This is a genomic window from Haladaptatus sp. AB643 (assembly GCF_024136975.1).
In the GTDB taxonomy this organism is placed as follows: domain Archaea; phylum Halobacteriota; class Halobacteria; order Halobacteriales; family Haladaptataceae; genus Haladaptatus.
Genome location: NZ_JAMYJW010000001.1, coordinates 654,653 through 674,151 on the forward strand (window position 1 = coordinate 654,653; position 19,499 = coordinate 674,151).

Below are 19,499 nucleotides of genomic sequence, written 5' to 3' on the forward strand. Positions count from 1 at the left end.
TAGTATAGGGCTTCTGACTTCAGAACCGATTAGAAATAGTGGGTGTAGGAACCTGATTGTCTTTTTATTGATATCCGTGTGAGTGCTCGGACGGGAGTGAAGAAGTCGCTGAAATACCGCGGGACCGCCGTCGGTGCCATCACTCGACCCACGAATACGCACGGGAGGACAACCACGGAACCACGATCAGCAGAACGCCGAGACAGCCCACGAGGAGCGCGACGGTATCGCCGAGCGTCCACTCGTTCGTCGTGTTTTCACCGCCATTCGACGGCGGGTTTGGTCCGCTGGAATCGCCTCCAACCGTCGAGTTCGTCGTCGTGGGTATCGCTTCCGTCCGTGTCCTCGTTCGTCGGTTGGTAGTCGTCCACGTCGTTTTTCGTCCTGCACCGGTCGTCGCAGTCTTCGTAGACGCCGGTGGTTCCGTCGTTTCGGTCGTGCTCCGGGTTGTTTTCGTCTCTGTCGTCGCTGTCGTGGCGGTCGGAACCGCGGTGGTCGTCGGTGTGGTAGTGGCCGCGGTGGTCGTCGGTGTGGTAGTGGCCGCGGTCGTCGTCTGTGTAGTTGCTGGAACCGTCGTCGTGGTGGTCGCTGTCGTAGTTTGCGTAGTCGTTGGAACTGTCGTTGTGGCAGTGGCTGTCGTCGAAGTCGTGGTTTGCGTAGTCGTTGGAACTGTCGTCGTAGTGGTCGCTGTCGTCGACGTCGTAGTTTGTGTAGTCGTGGTGGTTGTCGAAGTCGTGGTCGTCGGTGTCGTTGTACTCGTCGTCGCTGTCGATGTCGGTGTCGTTGTAGCCGTTGCAGTCGTTGTAGTCGTCGTTCCGTTGGTTGTCGTCGTTCCGTTGATTGTCGTCGTCCCGTTGATTGTCGTCCCGTTCGTCGTCGTATTACCGGCCGCGGCGGAGGCGATTCGTGGTCCGTCGGGCCCGCCGATCGTCGAACTCGATATTCCGGCGAGAAGGAGTCCCGCAATGGAGACGAGGAGCAGCAAACGGGCTGTCGAAGTTCGCATGTGAACAGGGGACATAGATCGCTGCTCATCGATTCCCAGCATCGACTGATTATTGTTACGATTATCCATGCAAAACTGCAGAATACTACGATATTCTTCGAGAAATTACCCTGTTTGTGGTCTATTTATGGATGGGATTCTAAAATTACCAATATATTGATGAATGACTTCACACATCAATGAGCAATCGAAACATCTCTCTGTTGTCGCAATTCGAGCGCTCTTATTTCTTCACTGATCGTATTCGACCTTCTTTCAGTATAGTTCGGCGACGGGACAATTCGGTACTCGTTGCGTTCGGATCACAACAGTGCGGCTTCCTGTCGCTTTTTCACGACCACTGGAATCGACGTCGTATCGGTCTGACCGGCAAACGTCACCGTCACGGTCACGTGGTCGGGGAGCTTCCGCACCATCTCCTTTTGCGTCACCCCCGGGCCGGTCGGTGCAGTCGAGACGAACCAATCTCCGTCGTGAGACGACAGGCCGGACGAGGTATATGCGTCGTCGAAAATCACTTCGATGCGCCGTTGAACCCTACGGATCGCAATCCCCCCGGCTTTCATCTCGCCCCACTGCTCGAACGGCTCCGTGGCGTACGCAACCGCACCCGAACTGTTCCGGGCGGTCACGACCCTGACTTCGTTCGTCTTCGGGAGGTATTCGGCGTCCGTATCCTCGACGGTCGTTCGTACGTCGAGCGGTTCTCCGGTGGCTCGAACCCCCGGAAGCGGGGACAGACTGGCGGCGATTTTCTCCTTCGTGAACCCGTTCACCTGCGAGCCGACGAGGCCGAGTCCGGCCGCCGTACAACCCGCCGCGAGGAAGGCCCGTCGTGAGGAGGGGGACATTGTTGTTTCCACGAATAAGGTCGGTAAATGCTTTGTGCAAAAATCCGTACTTCCTGCTCATCGGGTGTGCCATCCTCCGTTTCGATCGAAACCAAAAATACGCGATCAGGAATGCTATTCTCACCCACTCGAACACCACTTCCGGCCTTTCGGCATAACCCGCTCGCTTCGTTGAATAAATGACATTCTATGGGAGTACTCCTACCGATTAGGTGTTCCCGATATTGGAAAATGCGAGGGACGGGATTCGAACTACGCCCGGACATGCTCACTGCGTTGCGCGTGCCCGGTCTAATTCGAATCCCATCCGATCGATTCGCACGGCGCGACGGTTCGTCGCGCCGACTCATGCGAGGGATGGGATTCGAACCCATGGACGTCTACACGAGCGGGTCTTAAGCCCGCCGCCGTTGGCCTGGCTTGGCAACCCTCGCGCGTCAGTCGATTGCCGCTTCCACTGCAAGTGGGTTTCGGTTGGTACACGGCCCCCTCGTTTATTCGCGTTCCCGCCGAAATCCCGTCCATGCTCGCCTTCTCGCGCGAAGTGTACGATATGCTCGTCAGCCGTGCGCGTCGGGGTCGCCCCGACGAGATTTGCGGAATCCTCGCGGGGTCGCACGGCGAGCGGGCCGAAGTGGAGGGCGTGTATCACGCCGAAAACGTCGCGGCGGACACGCGCACGAACTACGAGATCGACCCGGAGGAGCAACTCGCGGTCATGGATCGAATCGAAGCGGACGGCTCCGAGGTGGTCGGCTTCTATCACTCCCATCCCATGGGTCCCGACGCGCCCAGCGAAACCGACGCCGCGGACGCGACGTGGGACGGCTACTCCTACGTCATCGTCTCGCTGAACGGCTCCCATCCGTTCGTCGGGTCGTGGCGCTGGACCGGCGAGGCGTTCGAACCGGAAGTCGTCCAACTCCGATAGCGCGAGCCAACTAGGGGGTGGCTTTTTGAGGGCGCTCCGAACACAGGGGGCATGGACCGGAGCGAACGAACGGGAACCGAACGGTTGGACGACGGCGAACGGTTGAATGACGGCCACCGCGCGCTGTTGGCACTCCAACGCTGTCGAACCGCCCACGCACCCGACGAGCGGGTTGCCGTCTTCGACGTGACCCCCGAACCGACCACTGATGGAATCGAACTTCATGGACGCGTCTCGACGCCGCAACTCGAAGCCGAGGCGCGAGCGGCGGTCGAACGAGCAATCGGGACGCCGGTGACCAGTGACCTCGAAATCCTCGATGAACTGCGAACCGAGCGAACCGTCACCGGATCAGTCGTCTCCGTGCGCGACGATCCGGACGACGAGGCCGAACAGGTAACGCAGGTGCTCTACGGCGCGCGAGTCGAGGTGTTCGACGACGAGGACGAAACCTGGTCTCGGGTGCTGACGCCGGACGGCTATCTGGGATGGCTCGACCGAAGCGCGCTCGCGCCGATCGAGGACGACGAAACGAACGCGGTCGTCGTCCACGATACGAAGACGGACGACGGAGAGACGGTGTACGCCGGAACCGACTGCCGAGTCGAGGACGAAGATGGGAACGAGACGACCGTTCGCTTCCGCACCGGCGAGCACGCAACCGCCTCCGTGGGAGTCGTCCAGCGGCCACCCGAGAACCCGACCGGCGAGGCCGTCGTCGAAATCGCGCGGGAGTTCCTCGAAACCGACTACGACTGGGGTGGCATGACGAGCGACGGAATCGACTGCTCCGGACTGGCGTGGATCGCCTATCGAGTCAACGGTATCACCCTGCCACGCGACGCCGACCAACAGCGAGTCATGGGACGGTCCGTCGAGCGTGACGAACTGCTCCCCGGTGACCTGCTCTTCTTCCCCGGCCACGTCGCGGTCAGCCTCGGCGGCGATGAGTACGTCCACGCCTACGGCGGCGCGGAGTCGGTGGTGATCAACAGCCTCGACCCGGAGGACGACGCGTATATCGAAGATCTGGACGAGAAGTTCGAACTCGCGCGACGCTTCATCCCAGCCACGTGAACACGGCGTCGCCGATTTCCGCGATGGCGTCCGCCGCGTCGGCACCGTTCTGACGAGCGTCTCCGTTTTCGCCGTCCGCCGAACCGACGCCGTCGATGAACACCGAAAACACGAGCGGTTCGTCCCGGTCGGGGACGAATAGGATTCCGGTGTCCAACGCGGCGGTCGGGAGCCACCCGGTTTTGTGGGCGACTTCGGTTTCGTAGGGAAGATAACGCGGGATCATCGACGTGTCCTTTTGTGCACTGAGCGGGACTCGCATTCGCTCGTAGGCATCCGCTGAGAGCGTCCTCCGACGGACGAGGTCGGCGAAAAATCGAGCACAGTCGAGCGGCGTCGTGGCGTTCGTCGGTTCGTCTGCCGGGACGCCGATATCGAACTCCTCGAAGTCAGTCTCCTCCAGCGTCGCCATCATCTTTCGCGCGAGGCGGGTTCGCTCCATGCCGAGTCGGGTCGCCGCGTCGTTCACCGATTCGATGCCGAGGTGGTCGATGAGTTGGTTCGTCGCGGCGTTGTCGCTGACCGAGATCATGGCCACGGCGAGGTCTTCGAGGGTCGGCGTCGCGTCGAGTAAGTGCAAAAGCCCGCTTCCGCCGACGCGATTCTCCGGGGCGAGCGGACACGGACTGTCGAGTTCGTCGAGTCGGCCGTCGTATCGCTCGTAGAGGGCGTAAAGAACGGGGAGCTTGATCGTGCTCGCGCTCTGGAAGACGCAGGTCTCGTCGCGAGCGTAGATCACGTCGAAGTCCCTATCGTCGGTCGGGAATCCGAGGAAGACGCCGAGTTCGCCCTCGATTTCGTCGTCGTATCGCTCGATGTATCCCGCCAGTTCGTCGCGGGTTTCGATGCCGGACGCGTCAGGGCGCATCGGGAATCGACTCCGGTTTCGTTGCCATGCCGACACACTGGTCCCCGGTTCCTACAAATAGTTTCGTGTCGGGGAAGGGGTAACGAAACGCGACGGTCGTCGCCTAGCATGGGAGGGCGAACGATTATCCTCGCGTTGTCGGATGTTTTGGCATGGAACTAGCGGACAGAATGGAGCGACTGCGCACGCACGCTGACGACCTCGTCTCGGCGTTCGGCTCGCCGCTCTACGCCTTCTTCGAGGACGACCTGCGCACGAACTACGACACCCTCCGCGGAGCGCTGGACGAGCAGTATCCGAACTCAGAGATTCACTTCGCGGTGAAGGCCAACTACAACCTCGGTATCCTCTCGGTGCTCCGGGACGCGGGCTGTAAGGCCGAAGCGTACGCCCGCTGTGAACTGACGGCCACGCAACGGGCGGGGTTCGACCCCGAAGACGTCCTCCTCACCGGCATGAACCGCACTCCGGCGGATATCGAACGCGCGCTCGACTGGGGGGTCTCGCACCTGCTCATCGACAACGCGACGGAGTTGGAGAAAGTGGTCGTGGCCGCCGAGGCGACTGGGGTGGTTCCGGACGTGCTGATCCGCGGTAATCCCGCGATGGACGTGCCGACTCACCCGGAAGTTGCGACGGCCACGCTCGAAAGCAAGTTCGGACTCGACATCGAAAGCGGGCGGGCGATGGCCGTCGCCGAGAAGACGGTCGAATCCGACGCCGTCTCGCTCGCTGGCGTACAACTACACGTCGGCAGTCAGGTTCGCGGCGTCGAACCGTACGGCGTCGCGGCCCGCGAGATGCTCGGCTTCGCGGCGGACGTGCGCGACGAACTGGGCGTCGAAATCGACGTCCTCGACCTCGGCGGCGGCTTCCCCGTCCCGTACGACGAGGACGTCCCCGCAACCGAGGACATCGTGTCGTACATGGCCGACACGATTCGGGAGAGCTGTGCGGAACACGACCTTTCGGAGCCGAAGCTGTTCGTCGAACCCGGACGGCGACTCGTCGGCAACGCCGGGGCGTTTGTGGCGACGGTCGGCGTGATCAAGGAGACGCCGTTCGCCGACTTCGTGGTGCTCGACGGCGGGACGAACGCGGTCTCCTCCTACTGGCCGTACCCCGTCTACGCGGTGAAAGACCGTGATCCGGGACAGGAATACCACGTCGCCGGGCCGCTTTGCTACTCGGGGGACGTGATAAGCGAGGACGTTTCCCTCCCCCAACTCGGCCCCGGTGACCTCGTGGCGGTGGACCGAATCGGCGCGTACTCGCTCGGGAGCGCGAGTCACACGAACGCCGAGCCGAAACCCCCGGTCGTGCTGGTTCGAACGGACGGCACGCACGAACTCCTCCGACGGCGCGAGACGTGTGACGACGTTCTCGGGCGGGATTCGATTCCTGACGGGTTGGAACGGTGAACACCGTGAGAAAGATATTTCGAACGGCGAATGCCGTGAGAAAGACATTCGGAACGGTGCACACCGTGAGAAAGACCTTTAGGCGGCGCGTTCCCTGAAAAATCCATGCAACCACCGAACCCGCTGTCGCCCGACCCGGCGGGTGGAATCGACGATACGGGGAGCTTTTTCGCGGGTCTCGTTCCGGACCCGGTCGCGCTTCGGTGTCTGTCGGTCGAACTCCGCGCGCCGAGGGAAATCGTCGTGGGCGAACCGGCCACGTTTCTCCTTCGGATTCGCAACCGATTGCCCGCGCCCGTGAGCGTTCGACTGCCGACGAGTCGGCTGTGGGGATGGGCGGTAAACGGTATTCCGGAGGCTGACGAACGGGGGTTCGAACCGCCGGAGACCTCACGGACGGTCGCGTTTCGGACCCGTGAGATCAAACAGTTCGAGGGGACGTGGGACGGTCATATCCGCCGCGCGGGAATCGACGGCGACGTGTGGCGACCTGAAACGGGAACGCACACGCTCAGCGCCCATCTCGCGACGGAGAATCCACGGCAGCAGCTATCCGATAGCGTACAAATAACGGTCGTATCGAGTCAATCCTAGTATGAAAGGGCGGCGTTATATGCCCTGTTCATCTTTGCTATTAGGTATCACGAACCGGGCGACTTGTCCCGACGAACGATATCATGACAGAAAAACCAAAATATTCGTGGAACCGGCGGCGGTTTTTGACGGTAAGTGCCCTTGGCGGAGTGACGGCCATCGCAGGATGTGGCGGGAAGAGCACGACCGGAGACGGCTCAGGCGGTGCCGGAACCTCCGACGGTGGTAACACGAATACGAACAGCGGCAGCGACGACGGCAACGACAACAGTAACGCGAAGAAGGGCGGGACGTTCGTCAACGTCGCACCCGAAGAGGCGACGACCCTCGACCCGCGGATGAACGAACTCGCGTGGGCGAACGGGATGATGCACTACCTCTTCGACGGGCTGTTGGCCATGAAGCCCGACGGGAGCGAACTCGTCCCGCACCTCGCAAAGGAGCTCCCGAAAAAGCAGGACGACACGACGTTCACCGTCCCGCTCAAAGAGGGCGTCAAGTTCCACAACGGGACCACGCTCACCGCAGACGACGTGGAGTACTCGTTCAGTTGGGTGCTCGACTCCGACAACAAATCCACGAACCAGGAGAACCTCTCCTTTGTCGATAGCGTCGAGAAATCGGGTGATATGGAGGTTACGTTCAACCTCAAGCACCCCTACGCGCTGTTCGAGCAGACGTTGGCGGGCATGAACGCCGCCATCGTTCCGAAGAAGTACGCGAGCGACAAGGGCCAGAAGAAGTTCTCCCGGAAACCCGTCGGTACCGGACCGTTCAAACTCAAGAACTGGCAGGCCGGGTCCTCGCTCACCCTCGAACGCTTCGACGATTACTTCATCGAAGCGCCGAACCTCAAACAGCTCAAATATCGCGTCATCCCCGAGTCGGATACCGCGTACTTCGAACTCGCGAGCGGGGGCGTTCAGCAGGCGTCGGTTCCCAAAACGTTGCTCGGGAAGGCCCAAAACAACAACAAGCTGAAGATGAAGCGTATCTCGCAGTTCGACTACAACGGCCTCATGTTCAACGCGAACCACGAGCCGTTCGACAACCGCAAGGTGCGCAAAGCCATGCAGTACCTCGTGGATTACGACGAGATGCTGGAAGCGGCAAAGGGGCAACTCGGCAAGCGCAGCTACGGATACATGCCGACGGAGGTCAACAAGGCGTGGGACTTCCCGTGGCAGGACTGGAAGAAGAAGTACTTCCCGGAGAAGAACTACGACAAGGCAAAGCAACTGCTCAAAGAGGCGGGATACGGCGACGGCTTCGAGGTCGACATGCCGACCGCAACCTCTGGGAAGTTCAAGAACATGGCTATCTTGCTCCAGAACGGGATGGAGAAGGTGGGAATCAAAGCCAACGTTCGGGAGATCACCATCGGCCAGTGGCTCGACCTGCTCGACAACGGCAAGTACGACGTGACGTTCTACGGCTGGTCCGGTGGGCAGGACCCGGATGGGTTCTTCTACTACCTGTTCCGCGACCCGCAGAACGACGACAGCCCGGTTCCGGACGATTACGTCGGCAACGCCTCCGCCGGGATGCTCTACCAAGCCTATCCGGACAGCAAGAAGCTACAGGACGCGGACGCGAAGATTCGCAAGGCACGCAAACTGCAGGACCGCGACAAGCGTCGGAAACTGTACATCGACATCGCGGAGACGTTCCAGTCCGAGTATCCGCACATTCAGGTGTACTCGGAGCAGTCCGCGACCGCGTGGAACAAGTCCGTGAAGGATTACGACCCGACGGCCTACGTCGCCCAACCCCTCTGCAACGAGTGGTCGAACTCCTGGCTTAGCAACTAACTCCCCCTATCTTTCCATACACACGAAATCATGAGCATGTACCGATACACCGTCCGGCGGATTTTGCAGATAATTCCCGTTCTGCTGGGCGTTTTCACGCTGACGTTCGTAATGATGCACTCCCTGCCGGGCAACCCAGTCAAGATCTATCTCGGGTTGAACCCGAGCAAGGAGCTTGCAGACCAACTCATCCACCAATATGGCTTCGACCAACCGCTGTGGAAGCAGTACCTCGACTATCTATCCAAGGTGCTCCACGGCAACCTCGGCGAGTCGTTCATGCTGAAACGACCCGTCATCGACCTGATGCTGGAGCGCGTCGGCCCGACGTTCACCCTGATGGGGCTGTCGTACGTCATCGCGCTTCCCATCTCGATCCTGCTCGGCGTTTACGCCGCCTCGCGACACAACGAACTCGGCGACCACGTCTCCCGATTCGTGGGGCTGGCGGGGCTTTCGACGCCGAACTTCTGGTTGGGGCTGATGCTGATGTTCATAGTCGCAGTCAAGTTGCAGTGGCTCCCGGTGTCCGGATACGTCCCTTTCGCACAGGCCCCGGTCGAGTCCGCAAAACGGCTCGTCATGCCGGTCATCACGCTCTCGACTGCGATGACCGCAACGTTGATGCGGATGACGCGTTCCAGCATGGTCGAGGAGCTATCACAGGATTACGTCCAGACGGCGCGGGCCTACGGTCTGCCCGAGCGGCGCATCCTGCTCAAACACTCGTTCAGGAACGCGCTGTTGCCGCTCGTCACCATTATCGGACTGCAGTTGTCCTTCCTGTTGGACGGCAGCGTCGTCACCGAGAAAATCTTTGCCATTCCGGGTATGGGTCGGCTGTTCTTCAACGGCATGACGAACAACGATTACGGTGTTATCATGGGGATGACCCTGACGTTCGCCCTGTTGTTCCTGGCCGGAGTCCTGCTGACCGACCTCGCCTACGCGTACATCGACCCGCGGATCAGATACGACTGACATGAGTACGAATCAACCAGTTACCGAGAGTGGAATCGACACCGAAAGTCGCCTACGGGGAACACTTCGGGAGCTACGGTACAGTCCGACGGCAATCGCTGGCGCGATTATGATCGCCATCCTCGTCGTACTGGCGATATTCTCGACCATCGACATCGTGATTTTCAACAGACACATCATTACCTCCCTCCTCGCCGACCCACACGAACCGGACCCGCTACATTCGAACGCGGCCCCGTCCGTCGCACACCCGATGGGCACCGACAACCTCGGGAGGGATATACTGGCACGGATAATCTACGGTAGCCGCATCGCGCTCGCCATTGGCGTCATCTCCGTCGGAATCAGCTTCCTCGGCGGTATCGCCTGCGGCGCGACGGCGGCGTACTTCGGGGGTAGAATCGACGACCTCATCATGCGACTACTGGAGGTACTGTACTCGATTCCGGGTCTCATCCTCGCCATGACGCTGATGGCCATCATGGGAGCGAGCGTGTACAACCTCTTTCTCGCCTACGGCGTCATCGGCATTCCCGCGTACGCCCGCGTGATGCGGTCGGAAGTGCTCTCCCTTCGGGAGGAGGAGTACGTCGAAGCGGCACGCGCCGCCGGACTACCCACCCGAACCATCCTCTTCCGCGAAATCGTCCCGAACGGGTTGGCCGCGGTGCTCGTCCAAGCGACGCTCTCGATGGGTGGCGTCATCATCGGCGCGGCGGCGCTGTCGTTCCTCGGATTCGGCGTTCAACCCCCGACGGCTTCGTGGGGTCGGATGTTGAGTAACTCGCGGCAGGCCATGATCATCGCACCGTGGATTACGATCTTCCCCGGTCTGATGATATTTTTCACTGTGATGGGCTTCAACATGCTCGGTGACGGCTTGCGGGACGCGATGGACCCGAAAACGACGCTTTGGAAGGCGGACTGGGACGAACTCGGCGACGACTTCCTGCCCACGGAAAACTCGCGTGACGAACCCGAACCGATCACCGAAAACCCCGCCACGGACGGCGGAACGGAGACGGAGAAGTGGGAGGAACTGGATAGGAACGACGAAACCGACGGAGGCAACCGATGAGTCTACTCGAAGTCGAAGACCTCAGGACGTACTTCTACACGCAAAGCGGAATCGTACAGGCGGTCGATGGCGTCAGCTTCGAGGTCGAGAAGGGCGAGACCATCGGCTTGGTCGGAGAGAGCGGGGCCGGGAAGAGCGTGACGGTGAAGAGTCTGCTCGGTCTCATCAACCCGCCCGGCAAGGTGGTCGATGGCTCCGTTCGATTCGACGGACGCGAGTTGACCGACTGCACCGAACGCGAACTCCGACAGGAGGTTCGCGGTAGCGAAATCTCGTTCGTGTTTCAGGACCCGATGTCGGCGCTGAATCCCGTCTTCACCGTCGGAAATCAGATCGCCGAAGTCGTGGAGTACCACACCGACTGTACCGGCGAGGAGTCCCGTCAACGGGCCATCGAACTGCTGGACGACGTCGGAATTCCGGACCCGGAACAGCGGGTCGATCAGTACCCGCACGAGTTCTCGGGCGGGATGCGCCAGCGCGCCCTCATCGCCATGGCGTTGTCGTGCAACCCGAAACTCATCATCGCGGACGAACCGACGACGGCGCTTGACGTGACGATCCAGGCCCAAATCCTCGACCTGTTCGACGACATCCAGGACAAGTACGACACGAGCGTCGTCTACGTCACCCACGACATGGGCGTCGTCCGTGAGGTCTGTGACCGCGTTGCCGTGATGTATCTCGGCAAGGTGGTCGAGCAGGCACCCTACGAGGAACTGTACCGCAATCCGAAACATCCGTACACGCAAGCGCTCCTGCGGTCGGTCGTCCGCCCCGACCAGCGCGTGGACGACCTGAACCCCATCCAGGGGACGGTGCCGAGCGCGATAGATCCACCCTCCGGCTGTCGGTTCCGCACGCGATGTCCCGTCGCCATCGATGACTGTTCGAAAATCGAACCGCCGCGCATCGGCGTGGGCCCGAACCACGATTCGGCGTGTCTGCTCTACAAGGAGGGATACGGTGCCGAGGAGCCACGACTGCACGAGGAAGCACGACGGGGGAGACCATGAGTCAACACGTACAACAACGGCCGAAAGCGCGGGGCGAACCGCTGCTCAGGGTTGAAAACCTGACGAAACACTTCCCGGTGAACACCGGGTTCATCAGCTCGCTCCGGTGGAACTCCGAGGGCGGATTTCCGCTGACGTTTGACGACGAGAGCGTCAAAGCGGTCGACGGCGTGAGCTTCGACCTCTACCCCGGCGAAACGCTGGGAATCGTCGGCGAATCCGGATGCGGAAAATCGACGCTCGCACGAACCCTTCTGGGACTGACCGACCCGACCGACGGCGTCGTGGAATTCCAGGGAACGCGAACCACGTCGTTCGATTCGGACGCGAAGCGCGAGTTCCGGCGGAACGCACAGATCGTGTTTCAGGACCCGATGAGCAGCCTGAACCCACGACGGAAAGTCGGAAGCATCATCGCCGACCCGCTGGAGGCCGCCGGGTGGGACCCGGCGGACCGGCGGGAGCGCGTCGTGGAACTGCTCGACCAGGTCGGACTCACGGAGGAACACTACGGACGGTATCCGCACGAGTTCTCCGGCGGGCAGCGCCAGCGGATCAACCTCGCACGGGCGCTTTCGATCAACCCGGACCTCGTCGTCGCCGACGAACCCGTGAGCGGCCTCGACATGAGCGTGCAGGCCCAAATTCTCTCGCTCATGCAGGACATTCAGGACGAGTACGACCTGACCTACCTGTTCATCACCCACGACCTGAGCGTCGTCCGCAACGTCGCCGACCGCGTGGCGGTGATGTATCTCGGCGACTTCGTTGAAACCGGCCCGGTTGACCGGCTCTTCACGGAGCCACACCACCCCTACACCCGCGCGCTTCTGGACGCGGTGCCGAACCCCGACCCGGACACGCGCGGCGTCGAATCGAAACTCGTCGGGGACGTTCCGAGCCCGAGCAATCCGCCATCCGGCTGTAAGTTCCACACGCGCTGTCCCGACATCATCGTCCCTGACCCGTTCACCCGTGAGACGTTCCGCGAGTACATGGACCTCAAAAGCGACGTCGCCGAGGAATCCCTTCGGACGGAGGCCGAACCCGCCGCCGTCCGCTCGGAGTACTTCAAACACGACCCACCGGCGGGTGTCGAGAAGACGATTCAGCGGGCCGTTTCGGAAGCGGCCGACGGAGACTGGGACGATGCAGCCGACACCCTGAACGAATATCAGTCGCCGTGCGAAACCGACGTGCCGAAACTGGAATCCGTGGGTGAAAACCAGCTCTCGGCCTGTCACCTCGACGTCGACGAACGGGAACCGTTCTCGTGGTGAATGGGATGACCGGTCTCGATACGGATTCGTTCGGAACGAGCATCCTGGTCCGCGAACTCGGTGGAACCGGTCTCGCGGCACGAAGCCCGGACGTTCCGCTCCCACCAGCCTCGAACACGAAACTGCTCACGGCAGCGCTCGCGCTGCACTATCTCACCCCGGACTACCGCTTCGAGACGCACGTCACCAGTGTCGAAGACTCGCTCGTCCTCTCCGGCCGTGGAAACCCGTCGCTCTCACGGGAGGAACTGACGACGCTCGCCGACGCGGTACGGGATGCGGGCATCGACTCCGTGACGGACATCGTCGCCGACGTGGCGTGGTTCGACGGGGAGTCCCGCGGTCCGGGGTGGATGTGGGAGGACGGACAGTACGGGTACGGCGCGGAGAGCACCCCGCTCGCGCTCGACCGAAATTTGGTCTCGGTGACGGTGTCCGGAACCGACGTCGAACTCACGCCGAACACGGACGAAATCGAATACGCGACCGAGTTCGACGAGTCCGCCGACGAACTCCTGGTGTTCCGCGACCTCACCACCGGAACGATCAGAGTCGGGGGAAAACCGACGGACGCGCCGCAGACGGAAACCGTTCCGGTCGGGAAACCGGTTCGCCACTGCCTGTTGGCGTTTCGTGACGCGCTCGAAACGGAGGGGGTGACTCACACCGGCGAACTCGGCGTCACCCGAAACCAGACCTCCGGCGAGCCGATTGCGGCGGTGAAATCACCGTCGGTCGCCGACCTCGTCCGCGAGATGAACGTCCCGTCGGACAACTTCCTCGCCGAAGGACTCGCCCGAACCGTCGCCCGCGACGTTCGTGGCGAGGGGTCGTGGGGGGCGTGGGAGACCGTCGTTCGGGAGTTCCTCGAAGAACGAGGCGCTGATAAATTCCGCATCCGGGACGGGTCCGGTCTCTCCCGTTACAACCTGATTTCGGCCCGAGGCATGGTCAAAACCCTCGAATGGGTTGCCGACCAGCCGTGGTCCGAGGTCTTCTTCGACTCGCTTCCGACCGCGGGCGAGGGGACGTTGGAGACCCGGTTTTCGGCTATGGGGTCAGAAATCAGAGCGAAGACCGGAACCCTGACCGGCAGTCGAACGCTCTCTGGAATCATTCGCAGGGAGGGCGAACCGGACGTGGTGTTCTCCGTCCTCCTCGGTGGATTGGTCGGCGAGGACGAGGAAAAAGCACGGGACCGACTCGACGAGTTCGTGTGCGAACTCGTCGAGTAAGCACGAAGGTTTTTCAGCGAAAACGGAACCAGTGCGGTGTGATGTGCTGGTTCCTCGAACTACTCGTCCGACTCCGTTTCGAGCGAGCGGTTTGGACTGCTCTCGGCTCATCACTTCTTCCGATGGATAGCGACCACGGGGTCGAAAATCGAAAACCGAACGGCGTCGCCTCCATGGAGCGTCTTCGAAGGGAAATTCTCGACGCTGGACCGCCACCGCCTACCCGTAAAACTCGTTTCGCCCAGCGCCGCCGCCGTGGATCATCGCCACGGAGGCTTCGAACGCCTCGACGTACGAGTCCGCTTCGACGCGGGTCGTCCGGCCAGCGACGCGTTCGACCGACGGGATCGATGCTGCGCTGGCGGCTTGGTTCGTGGCCGCCCAATCGACCTCGATAGCAACCGGTTCGTCGGGAATCGGCTGTTCGAACGTCGATACACGGCGAACCGCTCGCTTCGCACCCTCTCGAATCCGGTGGCGTGCGTCCTCGGGCGGCAAGCAGTCCGCCGTGAAGCGGTCGATGCCGTCCTTCACGACGGCGGTTTCGACGGTTTCCAACCGGTCGATAGCCTCGGCTTCGGTCGCGTCGTCGCCCGTAACGAGACCGACCGGAACGCCGAGCGAGGCGGCGAGTCCGGCGTTCCAGCCCAGTTCGCCGACCTCCTCGTCGTTCACGCGGAGCGAGACGAGCACCTGTCCGTAGTAGGTGTGGTTGAGGACGGCGTGCTCCGTCCCGGCCTTCGCGTGGTAACCGACGAAGCAGGCGACGTCGTGGCCCTCGGTGAGTCCCTGCATCATCGACCACGGTTTCGTCCCGCCGCGGATCAGGCGCGCTGCTTCGTGGACCGAATCCCGGGGTAGGTTCGTCATCGAGGAATGGGAGTCGTTGACCAGCACCTCGTCTGCACCGCCAGCGAGCGCGCCCTCGATGGCGGCGTTCACGTCCCCGACCATGAGTTCCCGTCCGGCGGGATAGTTCGCTTCCCCTTGCACCACGTCGAGCGGGTCTGCGATGCCGGTGATGCCTTCCATATCGGCCGAAATGAAGACCTTCATCGGTCGTCCTCCAGGATTCGCTCGACCTTCCGCAGGGTTCGCTCCCACGTCGCCCGCTTCGAGAAGACGTGGTTTTCGTCGGGATAGTGGTCGGCGTCGAACTCCTTGCCGAGGTCGGTGAGGGTCTCGACCACCACGTCGAGTTGCTCGAAGTTGACGTAGCGGTCGCCGGTCCCGTGGAAGTTGTAGAGCGGAGCCTCGTAGTTCTCCATGTGCGTCTCCGGGGACGCCTCGGCCCATCGCTCGGGAACTTCCCACGGTTCGCCGCCCATTCGGAGCGCTTCCGACGAGGCCGCCGCCGGATGCTTCGTCTCTTCGGCCCATTCCTTGTACAGTTCGAGGTCGGCCAATCCGGCGAGGTTGATTCCGAGCGAGAAGGTATCGGGGTGAGTTCCGAGAACTTGTAGCGTCGCGTAGCCACCGTAGGAGAGCCCCCAAACCGTGACTGCATCGGAATCAACGTACGAGAGCGCTTTCAGGAACTCCCCTGCTCGGCCCACGTCCTCGATTTCGTCCTCGCCACGGGTGCCCGCGATGGCCTGCCTGAACTCCTTTCCGTAGCCGATGCCGCCGCGATAGTTGACGAAGAGACAAGCGTAGCCCTTCGTGGCGAGATACTGGTGATAGCTGTAGAAGAGGCCGTAGGAGCGCGACGGATGCCACCCGTCGCGCATCTGGCGCATCGGCCCGCCGTGCACGCAGACGACGGCGGGGAGGTCCGTCGCGTCGTCGGCGACGGCGTCCGATTTGCGCGGGTCGAGCAGGTAGCCGTCGATGGTTCGACCGGCGCTCTCGAACTCGATCCGTTCCGGCTCGATCGGTGGTATCGGCCACTCCTCGACTGTCGAGCGCATGAGCCGTTCGCGTCCACGGTCCCTGAAATCGAAGATTCGGAGCTCCGGCGACAGTTCCCCGTCGGCGTGAACGTACGCTATCGTTCCGCCATCCGGTGCGGGTCGTGGATGGACGTTCGTTCCGTCGGTCTCTACGAGCGCGGTCGTCTCTCCGTCCAACGTGATCGAAAACAGGTGGCGCTGGCCGGAACCGTTTCGATTGGACGCGAAAACGAGCGTTTCGTCGTCCAGCCACTGCGGCGTCGCGTCCGCGACGCCTTTGTCCTCGAACGCTCCCTCGGTGAGTTGCGTTCGATCTCCGGCTTCCACGTCGATGACGTGAACGTGGTCCCATCCGTCGAGTGGAAGCGACAGGGCGATTCGGCGACCGTCCGGGGACACTTCCGGTGCGCCACTCGAAACGATTCCGCGTTCGCGGTCGGATTCCCGGAACAGGACCGTTTGCCCCGTGGTCTCCGGATTGGCGGCGACAATCCGTCTGATCGTGCCACCCTCGCCGTGCTGGTCGAACAGGACGCGTCCGTCGGCTAGCCACGCGGGGGTTGAACTCGCCAGTTCGCCGTGCGTGCGCCAGACGAGTTCGCCGGACTCGGTGTGGATGACGCCGACGTGTGTCGTCCCGTCCTCGACGAACCGGTAGGCCAACAGGGTATCGTCGTCGGACCACGCGAACATTCGGGCTTCGCCGAGGAACGGACCGCGTTTCGGTCCGTCGAATCCACGCTCTGCCCCGGTTTCGATGTCGCGGACGAACGGGCGACCGTCGCGGTAGAACGCGAAGCGGGTGCCGTCGTTCGACCACGTGTACGCGCTCCTCTCGTCCGGCCCAGAGAGCAGACGGGCGGTCGTCCTTTCTTTGGGGTCGGCGAGCAACAGGTCTCCGGCGTCCGTTGCGACGAGAAGGGAGGACTCGGTCGGCGACCACGCAAATTCGGTAACGTGCCCGTCGTCCGGCGTGAATCGCCACGGTCGGTCGTTTTTCGGATCGGTAACCAACAGGACGTTTCCATCGTCCTCGTAGACGGTCGCCGCGAGAAAATTCCCGTTCGCGGACCACGACGGCGCACTGGGATATTCGATATCCAGCGCATCCGAAAGTGTGAGTGCGGGTGGCATGACAACCACATTCGTACCCACCGCCAAAGCGGTTCGTAATGCGGCTATCCAGGGCCGATGGGGGCGTCGTCCGGTCAGTAATTCCGTCCGGCGAGTTTGGTGAGGAAGGCATCGAGGACTTTGTGTTCCCCCTTCCGAAGGTGTTCGAGGAACGTCGGGCCGCTGATACCGAAATCACTCGCGATTTCGCTCGCTGCCACGTCGCGGGGCCAGTTGTAATATCCGGCGTCGTGGGCCGCGAACAGACACTCCATCTGCCGCACTGAGAGCGAGTCGTAGATACGGTCGCTGGTGTTCGCGAACTCCACGTTGTCGTTCGGGTCCACCTCGTGAATCGACTCCAACTGGATGTCGTACTCCTCCTCCAACCGGGTGAACACCGATTCGAGTTGATCCGAACGGACGAGGACGGTCCAGTACTCGTACCCGCCGGTCATGTGAACCGGTTCTATCGGCATGAACTCCGAGTTGACGATTTCGGGGACGATACTGGACGAACGCTCGTAGGTGACGACGACGCGGGCCCGGTCGCCGCTGTTTTTGAGGATGGCCGTGCTCTCGACGACTCGGTGGGCGTCGATGGCTTCGACGAACGTTTCGATGTCGTGGTCGCCCTCCGAGACGATGATGAAATCCCCCTTGACGGTTTCGTCGGTCGGATACAGCGATTTTTCGAGAATATGGACTCCGTCGTACTCGTCGGTGACTTCGAGCGTCCAGCACCCCGGATGCCACAGTTTGAGTTCCACTTGCCGGTGTGTCGTTCTATCGTCCCGAGCAGTAACGTCGATGACGCTCATCTTGTGTGTGATTCTCCCACACCCTGAAAAATTTGTGCATTCACGAACTTACTCTTTTCCGTGATATTCGGGTGGGGATATTGCACTCAACACCGGATGTATGGGAATAATATTCTGAAATTTGGAAGGAAACAACCTCGATGTCTGTTCCGAAACTGGGCGGGAGTGTCAAACTGTGAACAAAACGAGCTTGATCCGTCGCTCGGATTCCGCTCGTCGTGTGATTTATTCCCTCTCCTGGGCCGACCACACCGATAGCGCGCCGAGCGCCAGCGCCGGGATCATCGGCAGGATGAGATAGGCGAATTTGAACGGGAGGTACGGCGGGTGGAGGTAGATGAGCAGCGGCGACACGATAAACGCCAGTATGATCGCGGCGACCAGGATCCATCCGCTCCGTCCGAACTCCCTCGTTTTGGTGTGCTCCGTCGTCATAGCTCGCTATCGGGTTTTACCACCACTTTACCAAAGCCTTCCCGATTTTCGAGCATCTCGTGAGCGCGGGCCGTCTCGCTCATCGGAAGGACTTCCCGAATCGCGGGTTCGAACGTGCCGTCCCACACCAGTTCCATCACGTCGCTCGCCTCGCCGAGGCTCGCCATCGTTGAGCCGATGACCGAAAGCTGATTCCAGAAGATGCGGTTGATGTCGGTCTCCGGTTGCCCGCCCGTCGTCGCGCCGCAGGTGACGATTTTTCCGCCCTTGGCGAGCGCCTTGAGCGAGTTCTGCCACGTCGCCGCGCCGATGTGGTCCACGACGATGTCCACGCCGCGCCCGTCGGTCAACTCGCGGATTCGTTTGGCGAAGTTCTCGTCCTCGTAGTCGATGGCGTGGTCGGCACCCAACTCGCGGGCGTGTTCGAGTTTCTCCTCGCTGCTGCCGGTCGCGTAGACGGTCGCTCCGGCGTAGTCCGCGATTTGGACCGCCGCGTGGCCGACGCCGCCGGACGCGCCGAGGACGAGGACGTGTTCGCCCGGCGTAAGTTCCGCGCGCGAGATGAGCATCCGCCACGCCGTCTGGAAGACGAGCGGGGCCGCCGCGGCCGTCTCCCACGAAACGCCTTCGGGAACCGGGAGCAGATTGTCCTCGGGGAGGGCCGCCATTTCGCTGTGAACGCCGCGGACGTGTTCGCCGATGATGTGGTAGCCCACACACATCGAATGTTCGCCGTGACGGCAGAACTCGCATTTGCCGCAACTGACGCCCGCCGAGAGGGCGACGCGGTCGCCGGGTTCGAATCGGGTCACGTCCTCGCCGACTTCCACGACTTCGCCCGCCCCGTCGCTGCCGGGGATGTGAGGCATGTCGAGGTCGATGCCGGGGAGTCCGCGGCGCGTCCACACGTCCAAGTGGTTTAGCGCGCCCGCCTTGATATCGACGAGAACCTCGTCCCGGTCGGGTTCCGGGTCCGGGAATTCGTCGTACTCGATAACCTCCGTCCCGCCGTGCTCCGAGAACTGGACGGCTTTCATGCATGGCACGTCGGGCGCGAACACTAAAATAGTATTCAAAGCGGGGGTCCGT

18 protein-coding genes and 1 tRNA gene are annotated in these 19,499 nt (G+C 61.8%); 11 read left to right on the top strand and 8 right to left on the bottom strand.

The annotated features are described in order from the left end of the window. Positions 1 to 356 precede the first annotated feature (356 nt). The gene (locus NKF25_RS03360) at positions 357 to 1,010 is read left to right on the top strand and encodes a hypothetical protein (protein ID WP_253225299.1); all 654 of its coding nucleotides are present in this window, start codon (positions 357 to 359) and stop codon (positions 1,008 to 1,010) included. Positions 1,011 to 1,308: 298 nt separating this feature from the next. On the opposite strand, the gene NKF25_RS03365 is transcribed toward NKF25_RS03360, so the two are convergent. Both NKF25_RS03365 and NKF25_RS03370 read right to left on the bottom strand, forming a co-directional pair. Beyond that, entirely contained in the window at positions 1,309 to 1,857 is a 549-nt protein-coding gene (locus NKF25_RS03365; protein WP_253225300.1) for a hypothetical protein, read from the bottom strand. 349 nt (positions 1,858 to 2,206) lie between these two features. Further along, a tRNA-Leu gene (locus NKF25_RS03370) sits at positions 2,207 to 2,291 on the bottom strand. Positions 2,292 to 2,380: 89 nt separating this feature from the next. Here NKF25_RS03370 and NKF25_RS03375 point away from each other — a divergent pair. Together NKF25_RS03375 and NKF25_RS03380 are read left to right on the top strand one after the other, a co-directional pair. After that, positions 2,381 to 2,788, top strand: a complete 408-nt coding sequence (locus NKF25_RS03375; protein ID WP_253225301.1) for a desampylase — start codon at positions 2,381 to 2,383, stop codon at positions 2,786 to 2,788. Positions 2,789 to 2,839: 51 nt separating this feature from the next. Then, positions 2,840 to 3,865 carry a C40 family peptidase gene (locus NKF25_RS03380; RefSeq protein WP_253225302.1) on the top strand — a complete coding sequence of 342 codons (1,026 nt, stop codon included), beginning with the start codon at positions 2,840 to 2,842 and terminating at the stop codon, positions 3,863 to 3,865. On the opposite strand, the gene NKF25_RS03385 is transcribed toward NKF25_RS03380, so the two are convergent. Beyond that, entirely contained in the window at positions 3,849 to 4,733 is an 885-nt protein-coding gene (locus NKF25_RS03385; RefSeq protein ID WP_253225303.1) for a serine hydrolase, read from the bottom strand. The two genes, NKF25_RS03380 and NKF25_RS03385, sit on opposite strands and share 17 nt — an antisense overlap. A 152-nt stretch (positions 4,734 to 4,885) precedes the next feature. Between NKF25_RS03385 and lysA the strand changes: the two genes are divergently transcribed. The 8 genes from lysA (at position 4,886) to dacB (ending at position 14,149) form a co-directional block, all read left to right on the top strand. After that, positions 4,886 to 6,154, top strand: a complete 1,269-nt coding sequence (gene lysA, locus NKF25_RS03390) for a diaminopimelate decarboxylase (RefSeq protein ID WP_253225304.1) — start codon at positions 4,886 to 4,888, stop codon at positions 6,152 to 6,154. Between the two features lie 105 nt (positions 6,155 to 6,259). Then, on the top strand, positions 6,260 to 6,748 hold the full coding sequence (locus NKF25_RS03395; protein ID WP_253225305.1) for a hypothetical protein: 489 nt from the start codon (positions 6,260 to 6,262) through the stop codon (positions 6,746 to 6,748). Between the two features lie 83 nt (positions 6,749 to 6,831). Then, a complete protein-coding gene (locus tag NKF25_RS03400) occupies positions 6,832 to 8,559 on the top strand; it encodes an ABC transporter substrate-binding protein (RefSeq protein ID WP_253225306.1) in 1,728 nt (575 codons plus the stop codon). A 30-nt stretch (positions 8,560 to 8,589) separates the two neighbouring features. Beyond that, positions 8,590 to 9,540: an ABC transporter permease gene (locus NKF25_RS03405; RefSeq protein WP_253225307.1), complete on the top strand. Its 951-nt coding sequence runs from the start codon at positions 8,590 to 8,592 to the stop codon at positions 9,538 to 9,540. 1 nt (position 9,541) lies between these two features. Then, on the top strand, positions 9,542 to 10,618 hold the full coding sequence (locus NKF25_RS03410) for an ABC transporter permease (RefSeq protein WP_253225308.1): 1,077 nt from the start codon (positions 9,542 to 9,544) through the stop codon (positions 10,616 to 10,618). Then, positions 10,615 to 11,634 (top strand): ABC transporter ATP-binding protein, encoded by a 1,020-nt coding sequence (locus tag NKF25_RS03415; RefSeq protein ID WP_253225309.1) that lies wholly within the window; start codon positions 10,615 to 10,617, stop codon positions 11,632 to 11,634. The genes NKF25_RS03410 and NKF25_RS03415 overlap by 4 nt, the downstream gene beginning before the upstream one ends. Further along, a complete protein-coding gene (locus tag NKF25_RS03420; protein ID WP_253225310.1) occupies positions 11,631 to 12,914 on the top strand; it encodes an oligopeptide/dipeptide ABC transporter ATP-binding protein in 1,284 nt (427 codons plus the stop codon). Before NKF25_RS03415 ends, NKF25_RS03420 begins: the two co-directional genes overlap by 4 nt. Positions 12,915 to 12,919: 5 nt before the next feature. After that, entirely contained in the window at positions 12,920 to 14,149 is a 1,230-nt protein-coding gene (dacB, locus tag NKF25_RS03425) for a D-alanyl-D-alanine carboxypeptidase/D-alanyl-D-alanine-endopeptidase (RefSeq protein WP_253225311.1), read from the top strand. A 219-nt stretch (positions 14,150 to 14,368) separates the two neighbouring features. On the opposite strand, the gene NKF25_RS03430 is transcribed toward dacB, so the two are convergent. From NKF25_RS03430 to NKF25_RS03450, 5 genes are all read right to left on the bottom strand, one after another. After that, the gene (locus NKF25_RS03430) at positions 14,369 to 15,205 is read right to left on the bottom strand and encodes a M55 family metallopeptidase (RefSeq protein ID WP_253225312.1); all 837 of its coding nucleotides are present in this window, start codon (positions 15,203 to 15,205) and stop codon (positions 14,369 to 14,371) included. Then, positions 15,202 to 17,175 (bottom strand): prolyl oligopeptidase family serine peptidase, encoded by a 1,974-nt coding sequence (locus tag NKF25_RS03435; protein ID WP_253225313.1) that lies wholly within the window; start codon positions 17,173 to 17,175, stop codon positions 15,202 to 15,204. Before NKF25_RS03435 ends, NKF25_RS03430 begins: the two co-directional genes overlap by 4 nt. A 74-nt stretch (positions 17,176 to 17,249) precedes the next feature. Beyond that, positions 17,250 to 17,975, bottom strand: a complete 726-nt coding sequence (locus tag NKF25_RS03440) for a helix-turn-helix domain-containing protein (protein ID WP_253225314.1) — start codon at positions 17,973 to 17,975, stop codon at positions 17,250 to 17,252. 225 nt (positions 17,976 to 18,200) lie between these two features. Beyond that, entirely contained in the window at positions 18,201 to 18,410 is a 210-nt protein-coding gene (locus NKF25_RS03445; protein WP_066141119.1) for a hypothetical protein, read from the bottom strand. After that, positions 18,407 to 19,447 carry a zinc-binding dehydrogenase gene (locus NKF25_RS03450; protein WP_253225315.1) on the bottom strand — a complete coding sequence of 347 codons (1,041 nt, stop codon included), beginning with the start codon at positions 19,445 to 19,447 and terminating at the stop codon, positions 18,407 to 18,409. The genes NKF25_RS03445 and NKF25_RS03450 overlap by 4 nt, the downstream gene beginning before the upstream one ends. Between the last annotated feature and the right edge of the window lie 52 nt (positions 19,448 to 19,499).